The 9,460-nt window shown below is 73.5% G+C and carries 13 protein-coding genes; 1 reads left to right on the forward strand and 12 read right to left on the reverse strand.

Translation table 11 applies throughout. The features are described 5' to 3' along the window. Nucleotides 1-257 precede the first annotated feature (257 nt). From LPU43_RS19680 to LPU43_RS19735, 12 genes are all read right to left on the reverse strand, one after another. On the reverse strand, nt 258-2,057 hold the full coding sequence (locus tag LPU43_RS19680) for a DUF927 domain-containing protein (protein WP_229401938.1): 1,800 nt from the start codon (nt 2,055-2,057) through the stop codon (nt 258-260). Beyond that, entirely contained in the window at nt 2,054-2,416 is a 363-nt protein-coding gene (locus LPU43_RS19685) for a hypothetical protein (protein ID WP_229401939.1), read from the reverse strand. The genes LPU43_RS19680 and LPU43_RS19685 overlap by 4 nt, the downstream gene beginning before the upstream one ends. Then, nucleotides 2,413-4,038: a DEAD/DEAH box helicase gene (locus tag LPU43_RS19690; protein ID WP_229401940.1), complete on the reverse strand. Its 1,626-nt coding sequence runs from the start codon at nt 4,036-4,038 to the stop codon at nt 2,413-2,415. The genes LPU43_RS19685 and LPU43_RS19690 overlap by 4 nt, the downstream gene beginning before the upstream one ends. A 95-nt stretch (nt 4,039-4,133) precedes the next feature. After that, entirely contained in the window at nt 4,134-4,850 is a 717-nt protein-coding gene (locus LPU43_RS19695) for an ERF family protein (RefSeq protein ID WP_229401941.1), read from the reverse strand. Beyond that, nucleotides 4,850-5,737, reverse strand: a complete 888-nt coding sequence (locus LPU43_RS19700; RefSeq protein ID WP_229401942.1) for a hypothetical protein — start codon at nt 5,735-5,737, stop codon at nt 4,850-4,852. Before LPU43_RS19700 ends, LPU43_RS19695 begins: the two co-directional genes overlap by 1 nt. 172 nt (nt 5,738-5,909) lie before the next feature. Continuing rightward, a complete protein-coding gene (locus LPU43_RS19705; RefSeq protein ID WP_229401943.1) occupies nt 5,910-6,209 on the reverse strand; it encodes a hypothetical protein in 300 nt (99 codons plus the stop codon). After that, on the reverse strand, nt 6,206-6,580 hold the full coding sequence (locus LPU43_RS19710; protein ID WP_229401944.1) for a hypothetical protein: 375 nt from the start codon (nt 6,578-6,580) through the stop codon (nt 6,206-6,208). Before LPU43_RS19710 ends, LPU43_RS19705 begins: the two co-directional genes overlap by 4 nt. After that, nucleotides 6,577-7,200: a hypothetical protein gene (locus tag LPU43_RS19715; protein WP_229401945.1), complete on the reverse strand. Its 624-nt coding sequence runs from the start codon at nt 7,198-7,200 to the stop codon at nt 6,577-6,579. Before LPU43_RS19715 ends, LPU43_RS19710 begins: the two co-directional genes overlap by 4 nt. Continuing rightward, nucleotides 7,197-8,075, reverse strand: coding sequence for a hypothetical protein (locus LPU43_RS19720; RefSeq protein WP_229401946.1), 879 nt, complete (start codon nt 8,073-8,075; stop codon nt 7,197-7,199). The genes LPU43_RS19715 and LPU43_RS19720 overlap by 4 nt, the downstream gene beginning before the upstream one ends. A gap of 75 nt (nt 8,076-8,150) precedes the next feature. Beyond that, complete coding sequence (locus LPU43_RS19725) at nt 8,151-8,330, reverse strand: hypothetical protein (RefSeq protein ID WP_229401947.1); 180 nt, start codon at nt 8,328-8,330, stop codon at nt 8,151-8,153. After that, on the reverse strand, nt 8,327-8,587 hold the full coding sequence (locus LPU43_RS19730) for a hypothetical protein (protein ID WP_229401948.1): 261 nt from the start codon (nt 8,585-8,587) through the stop codon (nt 8,327-8,329). The genes LPU43_RS19725 and LPU43_RS19730 overlap by 4 nt, the downstream gene beginning before the upstream one ends. Continuing rightward, nucleotides 8,584-8,823, reverse strand: coding sequence for a helix-turn-helix domain-containing protein (locus LPU43_RS19735; RefSeq protein WP_229401949.1), 240 nt, complete (start codon nt 8,821-8,823; stop codon nt 8,584-8,586). The genes LPU43_RS19730 and LPU43_RS19735 overlap by 4 nt, the downstream gene beginning before the upstream one ends. A gap of 211 nt (nt 8,824-9,034) precedes the next feature. Here LPU43_RS19735 and LPU43_RS19740 point away from each other — a divergent pair, with 211 nt between their 5' ends. Next, complete coding sequence (locus LPU43_RS19740; RefSeq protein ID WP_229401950.1) at nt 9,035-9,457, forward strand: hypothetical protein; 423 nt, start codon at nt 9,035-9,037, stop codon at nt 9,455-9,457. Nucleotides 9,458-9,460: the final 3 nt, after the last annotated feature.

Here is a 9,460-nt window from a genome sequence, read left to right on the forward strand (position 1 = left end):
GCGACGTACCCCACGTACCCCAGCGATTTGGCGTACCTCATGACGCGTGCGAGGCCGCAGCGATGAACGCCTATCGAACGCGATTACAATGCGTTGCGCGGATCGCGTTCGCTGAAAAAACCTATATATGTTCGCCAGAGGGTGGGGTACGTGGGTACGTTGGCCGAAAATCGGCCTCCCACCTGCGGTTACGCGGGACGCACCACGTACCCCAAGGTTGGGACCCCCATTGGGGTACGTAGCCCCGATCCGGCCCATCACGGCTCCACGTCCGAATACGGAACGTGACCGTCGCGGACGCTCGGGTCGGGGTCGCTCTCGTAGTCGCCGCCCGCCTGATCCGGGTGGAACGTCAACATCCGGGGCTGCCCCGAGCCGAGGCGCTTCTTCGGGTCCCAGGGCCGCTTCTCCTCGCTGCCCCTGACCAGCCAGCCGTTCTCCTTCCACGCCGGCAGGACCGTGTCCAGGGTGATCCCGACCCGCTCCAGCGCGGTCTTGAGCCGGCCCGGCAGCACCGCCACCGTGGCCTTGTCGCCGACCTTGACCGTCCGGCCGATCCACCCGCCCGGCGGGTCCCGGCGGGTGCACTTCGGGTACCAGAGGGCGAAGCTGTTCGCCGCGACCCACTCCATGGCCGCGTCGAGCGCCATCTCCGGCCGGTTGTCGGTGGCCTCGTCGGCGGCGAACAGGTCCAGCCAGACCTCCAGCGTCGGCATGGTCAGGCCGGGCGCGATCTTCCACCGGCGGCACAGGTCGGCGGCCAAGGCGAGGACAGCGACCAGCGGGGCCCGCCGGCTGGACAGGTCGTTGGGGCCGCGCAGCTTCTCCGTCAGGTCCCGGTGCCGGGCGACCAGGTCGGCCCGGCCGCCGGGGGTGGCGAGCATGTCCCGCAGGTGGGCGACGAACAGCGGCCCAGCGTGGCCGTAGTTCTCGTCGACGGCCCGGCCCACGGTGATCGCGGCCTGGCCGTTCTCGGTGGTGCCCTTGCCGAACGGCGGCCGGGTGATGCCGAGGACCCGCGCCGACGCGCCCTGGTGGGTGGTGAAGCTGAGCGCGGGCTGCTCGCCGGTGGAGATGACGACCGTCGACCAGGGCAGCAGCGACGGGTAGCCGCCGGAGCGGGCCTTCCCGTGGTTCTTGCTGACCTGGTAGAGGACCTCGTCGACCATCTCCGGCTTCGTGACGACCCGGGTCTCGTCGAGCAGCACCGGCAGGCCCCGCACCAGGTTGAGCCGCTTCTCGATGGCGAAGATGGTGGTCCGCCACGAGAAGGTGCCGTCGCCCTTCTCCGACGGGTCCGCCCAGCACGACAGGCCGATCTTCGCGGCGGTGGTCTTGCCGCGGGTGGACCGGCCGGCGAAGTCGACGACGAAGCTGTCGACGCCGAGGACGTCGAGCAGCGGCGCGGCGAGCCCGGCGTAGAGGGCCATCTTCGCCACCGGCAGGGACTCCACGGCGGCGACGCCTTCCTGCCAGCCGGCGAGGCTGCCGACCGGCCGGTGGGCGTTGAGGGCGGGCTGCTGCTCGGGGAACGCCACCTCGAGACGGACCGCCGCGTCGGCGGCGCTGGAGAGGAACGTGCCGTCGGGCTGCCAGCCGAGCCACCGGGCGATGCGGTGGTCGGGGATGACCCGCCGGTTCAGTGCCTCGGCGGCGGCCAGCCACTGCTCGATGTCCTTGCCGGAGCCGTCGGTGGCCGGGAACCCGGCGTCGCCGAGGGCGGCGACGAGTCGCTTGCCGGCCTTGGCCGTGGACCGGGGCACGAGGCGGTTGACCCAGCGGAGCCCGTCGAACCACACCAGCTCGACGAGCTGGGAGCCGTCGGGGTCGCTGTGGGTGGCGACGGGCAGGATCGGCCCGTACGCGATCCGCACGTCCACGGGCCCGTCGCGCCGTTCGACGACCTTGTGGATGCCGTACTGGTCGCACCGCCAGCCGAGCGGGATGAGGAACCCGTCGGGGATCTCCGGGCACTTCTTGGCCCAGGGGCCGAGGCGCTGCGGGTCCAGTAGCGCCTCGGCGGGACCGCCCTGGTCGACGGTGATGTCCTGGGTCACGCCGCTTCTCCGATGGGGTAGAGGTGGTTGATGCGCTGGACGGGTTCGCCGGTGTGGAAGTCGACGGGCCCGCCGGGGTGCACCCGGTACGGCTGGTCTCGGCGGGCGGCGTTCACCTGCGCGCGGTGTTCCATGTCGCCGAGCCGGTCGGCGACCCGCTGCTCCCGGGTGGGCCGGGGTGCGGCCATCTCCATCCAGGTGCCGTGCAGCTCGGCGAGGTCTTCGGCGGCGCCGTGGCGGCGGCCGGTCTCGTAGGCCAGGTGCAGCAGGACGGACACCTGCGCGGCCGTGAAGGTGGCCTGCCCCCGGGTGAGGGCGTCGGCGGCGGACATGACGATGCCGGGTTCGATGGTGGTCACGCCGCCACCCGGTGCTGGTCGATGCGGGCGAGGGCCTTACGGGCGTCGTGGGCGGCGATCAGGTCGGACGCCTCGCCGCAGGTGCTGGCCGGGCCGAGGCGCAGCCGCTTGAGGATGCGCTTCTGCGCCTCGGACACCGGCCGGGCCCGCCACGGCGCGTCGGCGCGGGCGAGCTTGGCGCGGGTGCCGCGGGCGAACTCCTCGGCGACGCCCTGGGCGTATTCGAGGGTGAGCTGGTCGGCGAGCACGGTGGGGTTGCCGTTGCGGGGGACGTTGATGGCCCGCCACCGGTCGGGCTGCTCGCCGGGGCGGACGATGAGGGCGGCGTCGCCGCAGGCCAGCACGTAGGAGCCGTCGACGGTGACCCAGGACAGCCCGGAGCGGCCGAACAGGGCGACGGCGCGGCCGGTGACGACGGTGCCGGTGGCGCGGGCCTGCTCGGCCTGCGCGCGGGCCGCCGCCTCGACGAGGGTTTCGCCGTCGCCGGGCCGGACCTGCTGTTCGCCGGGGAGGCTGCCGGCGAGGGTGGCGATGGTCGCCAGCCCGGACTCCGGCGGCCCGGCGAGGGTGAGCAGCAGGCAGTCGTCCTTGCCCGGGTACAGCCGCAGCCCGCGCCCGGCCATCTGGGTGAACAGGGTGGCGGAGGTGGTGGGGCGGGCGATGAGGACGCAGGACACCCGGGGCTCGTCGAAGCCTTCGGTGAGGACCTGGGCGTTGGCGACGACCTGGGTCTCTCCGGTGTGGAGTCGGCGCAGGATCGCGGCGCGGTCGTCGCGGGCGGTGAGCCCGGACAGGTGCTCGGCGGTGATGCCGCGCCGCCGGAGCTGGTCGGCGAGGTGCTCGGCGGTGGCGATGGTGGGGGTGAACGCGACGCCGGGCCGGTCGGCGGCGTACCGCTCGTAGGCGATGGCGGCGGCCTCGATGGCGTGGCCGTCTTCCATGGCCTGGCCGAGGCTGCCGTCAGTCCAGTCGCCGCCGCTGGTGTTCACCTGGTTGTAGTCCAGGTCGGTGGTGATTTCCAGGGCGCGGACGTCGGTGAGGTACCCGTCGACGATCATCTGGAGGATGCCGCGCTGGTAGACGACGTCCTGCCAGACGGTGCCGAGGGCCACGCCGTCGGCGCGGCCGGCGGTGGCGGTCACCCCGACGGTGAGCGGCCCGTCGTCGTCGAAGCTGCCGAGGGTTTCGAGGGCTTCGACGTAGGTGCGGGCGGCGGCGTGGTGGGCCTCGTCCACGACGATCGTGGAGATGGTGCCGACCAGCGGGGCGATGCGGTGCGGGCGGGCGATGGTCTGGATGGACGCGACGATGACGTGGGCGTCGGCGTGCTCGTCGCGCTCGGCTTGGACGATGCCGACGGTGAGGTCGGGGGCGACGAGCCGGATCTTGTCGGCGGCCTGCCGGAGCAGTTCGTCGCGGTGGGCGATGACGAGGGCCCGCCCGGAGTTGGCGCGGCGGCGGATGAGGTGGGAGAACACGACGGTCTTCCCGGCGCCGGTGGGCAGGACGATGAGCTGCCGGCGGACGCCGCGATACCAGTTCTGGCGGACCGCTTCGACGGCTTCGCGCTGGTAGGGACGCAGGGGCAGGTGAGGCGGTGTCGTATCGGTGGTGCTGGTCATCAGGTCCCCCTGGTCGTCGTGCTGCTGGTCGAGTGGGTGGCGCCCCGTCGCGCGCTCGATGCGCGGTGCCGGCCGGGTCCGGGCGGGGCGGGCCGTCATCCGGCGGCCTGGGCGAGACGGTCGAGAACCAGGGACGCCTCAGCCCCGGTCAGGTCGCCCGTCGAGGTGATCTCGTGGCCGACGACGTCGGAGATGTAGGCCAGGGCGGACGCCCGGTCGGCCTTGCCCGCGTCGCGCAGGGAGGCGTGGAGCTTGCGCTGCTGCGGCTCGCTGATCCCGCCACCGGCACGGCCGGCGGTCGGCTGTTCGCCCGGCAGCGCCGGCCCGGCCTGGCGGGGGCGATGGGCGCGCTGCGCCGTTGCCCCACCGCCCGCGGCCGGCGGCCGGCGCCGCTGCTCGGCCCGCTGGGCGTACCGACCCGATGCGCTCTGCCCGTCGTCGTCCTCGTCCTCGGCCGCCACCCCGGTCAGCGCCAGCAGCACGTACCGGCGGGCGTAGGTGATCGCCGAGCCCATCTGCATCGGGTTCTCGCTGAGCTTCAGCGGGTACTCGCCGGCCTCGGCCGTGCCCGACGCCACGTGCCGCAGCTCGTAGGCGAGCACGAACCGCGGCTCGACGTCGCGGACGATCGGCCTCGTCTTGTAGACCACGCCGAGCTTGTTGAGCGCCGACAGCACCACCGCGTTGACCTGAACCAGGTCGGCGTACCTGGTGCGCTGGTTGCCGACCTGGCCGCTCTTGTCCTTGACCAGCGTCGGCGGGTCAGCCTGGAAGGCGAGCAGGGCCTCGTCGAGGGTCTTCGGGTCGGCCATCAGAACGCGGCTTCCGTGAGCTCGCCGACCTCGGCGGCCGGGTCGAGGTCGATGCGGGTCAGCTCGAACCGGGCGGTCGTCGGCGGGATGACCGGCTCGCCCACCAGGTCCCGGGACGTGTCGACGAACCGGGCGACCTCCTTGATGTAGAGGAAGTCGCGGTACTGGTCCGGTCCGGCCAGCACCGGCCGCAGCTCGTAGCCGTGCGGGGTGACGTGCACGGCCCCGGTGAACGCGACCTCCGGCATGTCGATGACCTGCTCGTCGCCGCTCTCCGGGTCCCGGGCGATCAGGAACTCCGAGTAGCGGTACGGGGCGAGCTGCACGGCGACGTCACCGAAGATGCCCGTCCGGCTCGTCTTGACGTCGATCAGCGACCGCACGTACCCGTCGGCGCTGCGCTCCAGGTCGTCGTACTCGGGCATGTCGGGGAACCGCAGGTCGGCGATCAGGTCGAGGGTGCCGACGTGCCGGTGGGTCTCGGAGTAGACGACGGCCTCGACGTGCACGGGGTCGACGTCGAAGTCGTCGAGGAACTGCACGTACGAGCGGACGTACCCTTCGAGCAGCGGCGGGACGGTGACCTGCTCGCCGAGGAGCAGGCGCTCGCCGAGCTTGTGGACCTGGGTGCCGCGGTTGGCGGCTTCGTCGCGGCTGGCGTACCGGCCGGCCTTGATGGCCTTGAGCCGGGCGGCCGGGCCCATCGCGGCGAGGGTGTCCCAGTTGTCGACGGCGTACTCGGCGGTGGCCTCTCCGGCCCAGTTGATGAGCGCCGGCTTGGGCAACCCGCCACCGGTGATGGTCGTGACACCGGGGACTCGTTCGCCGCTGGCGTCCTGGTCGACGTACCAGTGGTTACGGCCCCGGTTGACGCGTTGGATCTTCACGCGGTCTTTCCTCCGTGGATCAGTCGCAGGGGCCGGCCGCCGGGCTCACACCCGGGGTGCCGGTCGTAGACGCCCGGCTGCCCGTCCCATCCGGCCGCAGCGGCGGAATCGAGGTACCTGCCGCAGCCCCGGCACAGGGCGGTGGGCGGGAGGGTCGCGACGACGGTGAGGGTCACGGCTGCTCCTCTCGGGTCGGGCTAACCGGGTCGGCGATGGCCGGCATGACGCCGGTGCGGTCGTCGGGGCCGGCGGGGAGGGCCGTCTCGGTGTAGTGGCCGGGGGCGATGCGCTGCCGGGTGGCCGGGTCGAGCGGCGACCAGTCGCCCGGCACGGGCTCGGCGACCTGGTGGTGGGTGCCGCGCCGCTCGCTCCGGCCGGCGCGGTGGCGGCCGACGTAGCCGGTGGGCGGGGTGGCCGGGCCGGCCGGCCCCACGGTGGGGGCCGGCACGGTCGCGGCGGTGGTGGTGCTCACCGGGTGCCCTCGGCGTCGGCGTCGGCGTCGTCGAGGGCGATGCGCATGCTGGCGGCGCGCTGCTCGGCCTCGGCGAGCGCGTCCTCCAGCCGGGAGGTGCGCTCCCGCTCGGCGGCCAGCTCGGCGCGGGCCTGCTCCAGGTCGGCGGTCAGGTACGCCACCTGGCTGCCCAAGCTGCCGGTCTCGCCGGCCATGTCGGTGACCAGCGACCGGACTCGCTGCTGGTCGGCGGCGGCGGCCGTGAGCATCCACTGGACGCCTTCGGCGAGCTGCCGGGCGGTGGTGTCGGCGGGGCCGGCGAGGGCGGCCTCGGCCAGGCGGCGGATGTCGGCGAGGCGGGCGGCGCTGGCGGTCTGGGCGGTGGTCGTCATCGGGTCTCTCCCAAGGTGTCGGTGGGGGCCGTGTCGAGGGCCCAGATCTGCTCGCAGGTGTCGAGGTCCCGGGCGGCCCGGGACGGCAGGGCGTCGGGGGTGAGTGCGGCCGAGGCGACCGCGTGCTGCTCGGCGAGGCGGCGGAGCACGGACAGCTCCGCGCGGAGCTGCCGCTCGGTGCGGGCGGCGGTCAGCCGGTCGGCGCGTGCCTCGGCCCGCTCGGCGGCCAGGGCGGCGCGGAGCCGGTCCACCTCGGCGGCCAGCTCGGCGCGGGTCGGGGTGGTGGGCTGCTGCACGATCACCGGGGCCTGGCGGATCTGCTCGGCCATCTCGGCGCAGTCGCACTGCTCACCGGCGAGGACCTCGCCGCAGCAGGCCTTGATGGGGACGGTGATCGCGGGGCCGGGCCGGCGGCGGCCGGTGATGGCGTGCCCCTCCACCCCAGCGGGGAGCGGACAGGCGGCGGGCTCCTCCTCGACGTCGCCGCGGTCGTAGCGCAGGCCGGTCGGGTCGGCGACGGTCGGCCCACCGGAGCCGGAGCCGGGGATCGGGCCGAGCGGCCGGACCGGGGGCAGCGGCGGCAGGTCGTCGGCGGCGCGGTGCCGCAGCGGGCCGGTCACCGGGTGCCGCCGGTGGTCTGCTGCGCCTCCAGCTCGGCGACCCGGGCGCGGAGCTGCTCGACCTCGCTGCGGGGGTCCGGGTCGGCCTGCAGGCCGACGTGCAGGGTCGCCCTGGTGCCGAGCTTGATTGCGCGCTTGGTGCTCGGGATGCTGTTGGCGGGGTTGACCTTGACCGGGCTGCCGAGGTAGTCGGCCCACCCGTCCAGGTCGGCGCGGGAGTCGAGGATCCCGAGGTGCAGGTCGGCGCGCATGTACCCATCGGGCAGCGGCAGGTCCTCGCGGAGCAGGTCGGCGGCGATGCGGTGGAGCTCGGCGGCGAGGCGCTCGCGGACGGTCAGCTCGGCCGGGGCGGCGGCCGGGGCGAGCCCGGCGGCGCGGACCGCGGCGACCGCCTGGTCGAGCGTCAGGCCGGTCAGGGTGAGGTCGACGGTGCTGCCGGGGCGGGTCCGGGCGGTGATCTGCGGCCCCGCCGGGTGGAGCAGGGTGTGCTCGCGGCCGTCGACCATCGGGACCGTGCTGTCGAACAGCCAGCCGGCGGCGTACAGGTCGCGCAGCAGGGCGACGGCGGCGGTGAGGTCGGGGCGCTCCGGCTCGGCCGGGGCGGCGACGCCCGGGCCGGTGATCGGGGCGTCAAGCGGGCCGCCCTGCCAGACGATGCGCGCCATCCCGGCGGCCAGGTCGACGGTCACGTCGAGGTCGGCGTACCCGACCTCGGTCAGCTCGGCGTGGATCACCCGGGCGATCTCGTCGGCGGTGTGCGGGGCGGGGATCACGAGCTGCCGGTCAGCCCAGGCGAACGCGCCGGGGATGGTGACCGTGTAGCGCTCCGGCTCGGCCGGGGCGGTGGTCGTGTCGGGTAGGGTCTGGTGCTGCATCTGGACTCCTTGCTTCGCGGGTGGGTTGTCCGGGTGTTGAGCCCCTGCCGTGGCCTCGGTGGGGGCTCGCTCGTTTCAGGCGGCGGCGCGGATCGCCAGCCGCTCACGGCGGCAGGTCTTGCACTCCCGCCGGGCGTAGCCCTTCGCGGTGCGTCGGCTGTAGGTGTTCTGCGGCGTGTACTCGTGGCCGCGCGGGCAGTGCGTCTTCGCCGCGTTGTGGTGCGGCATCGTGTGCGGGGACCGCAGCGGGTTCATGCGGCGCCCTTGCGGCGGGCCCGAGCGGCGGCGCTCTTGATGGCGAGCCGCACGAAGTACGCCTTCTTGGCCGACTCGGCGCGGAGGGCTCGCTCCTCCGGCGGCAGCACGCCGTCGGGGTCGACCTCCCTCTCGAACCGGTCGATGAAGGCGGCCCGGGCCTTGCCGGTAGCCGCCTTCCGGTCGCTCTCGCGCGACCAGCGGGTGTGGGCAGCGACTTGGGCGTGAAGCCGGCGGCTGCTGGGGTTCTGGCTCATGACAGCTCCACTCGGAAGAGCCGCTCGAAGGGGACCTTCGGGTAGGCGAGGTGGACGCGGGCGATGAACTCGGTGCTGACGCCCTGGCCGCGGAGGATCCGGCCGAGGTTGCCCGGATCGACGCCGAGGTGGCGGGCGATGTCGGTGGTGGTGTCGAAGCCGAGGGGCTTCAGGAGGTCCAGGAAGACGTCGGCGTTGAGCCGAATCTTCGGAGCACCTCCGGGCGCTGCAAGCATGCAACCACGCTAGCGCTGTGCAGGCATGCATGCAAGACTGTGGGCCAGAAAATGCACGCGTGCACGAAGGGATAGAGAGAGACCCATGGACCATCCACGCAGGTCAGCCACTCCCCTGCTTCGACGCCCAGCCCAGGGACGCGCGGCCGTGCCGGGCGCGATCTACCCGGTGCCTCGTGCACGCGCGCACAATGCCGTAGCCTTCCTGCATGTGAGCACCGATTGGGACCACGTCAAGTTCCGCGAGTACGTGATCGGCCACGCCAAACGGGCCAAGGTGGCCCACGATCAGGCGAGCCTGTCCAAGCTCACGGGCATCGACTCGGGGCTACTCGGCCGGTACTTCCGAGGAGAAGTCCAGCCCGGCGAGGCGAACTTGGAACGCATCCAGCGGGTCGTCCCAGGAACGACGCTGCGCGACCTGCGGATTCTTACCGGCCGCGCCCGGCCGTCGGAGTACGAACAGGCCGCAGAGCCAACCGTCCCGCGCACCGCCCACCCGCTCGCCGACGAGGTAGACCGGCTCCTCGCCGACGACAGCGACCTCGACAGCGGCGAGCGGGACCTGCTCACCGCTCTACTCGATCGGGTGCTGGAGCCGTACCGAGCCGGCCCCCGCCGCCGCACCGCCTGACCC

Origin of the sequence: Micromonospora okii (genome assembly GCF_020884795.1) — a bacterium.
In the GTDB taxonomy this organism is placed as follows: domain Bacteria; phylum Actinomycetota; class Actinomycetes; order Mycobacteriales; family Micromonosporaceae; genus Micromonospora; species Micromonospora okii.

Coding starts and splice junctions, on each gene's coding strand:
- LPU43_RS19730 (WP_229401948.1), bottom strand. CDS start 8,587: ATGAGCCAGAACCCCAGCAGCCGCCGGCTTCACGCCCAAGTCGCTGCC.
- LPU43_RS19725 (WP_229401947.1), bottom strand. CDS start 8,330: ATGAACCCGCTGCGGTCCCCGCACACGATGCCGCACCACAACGCGGCG.
- LPU43_RS19735 (WP_229401949.1), bottom strand. CDS start 8,823: ATGCTTGCAGCGCCCGGAGGTGCTCCGAAGATTCGGCTCAACGCCGAC.
- LPU43_RS19710 (WP_229401944.1), bottom strand. CDS start 6,580: ATGACGACCACCGCCCAGACCGCCAGCGCCGCCCGCCTCGCCGACATC.
- LPU43_RS19720 (WP_229401946.1), bottom strand. CDS start 8,075: ATGCAGCACCAGACCCTACCCGACACGACCACCGCCCCGGCCGAGCCG.
- LPU43_RS19690 (WP_229401940.1), bottom strand. CDS start 4,038: ATGACCAGCACCACCGATACGACACCGCCTCACCTGCCCCTGCGTCCC.
- LPU43_RS19695 (WP_229401941.1), bottom strand. CDS start 4,850: ATGGCCGACCCGAAGACCCTCGACGAGGCCCTGCTCGCCTTCCAGGCT.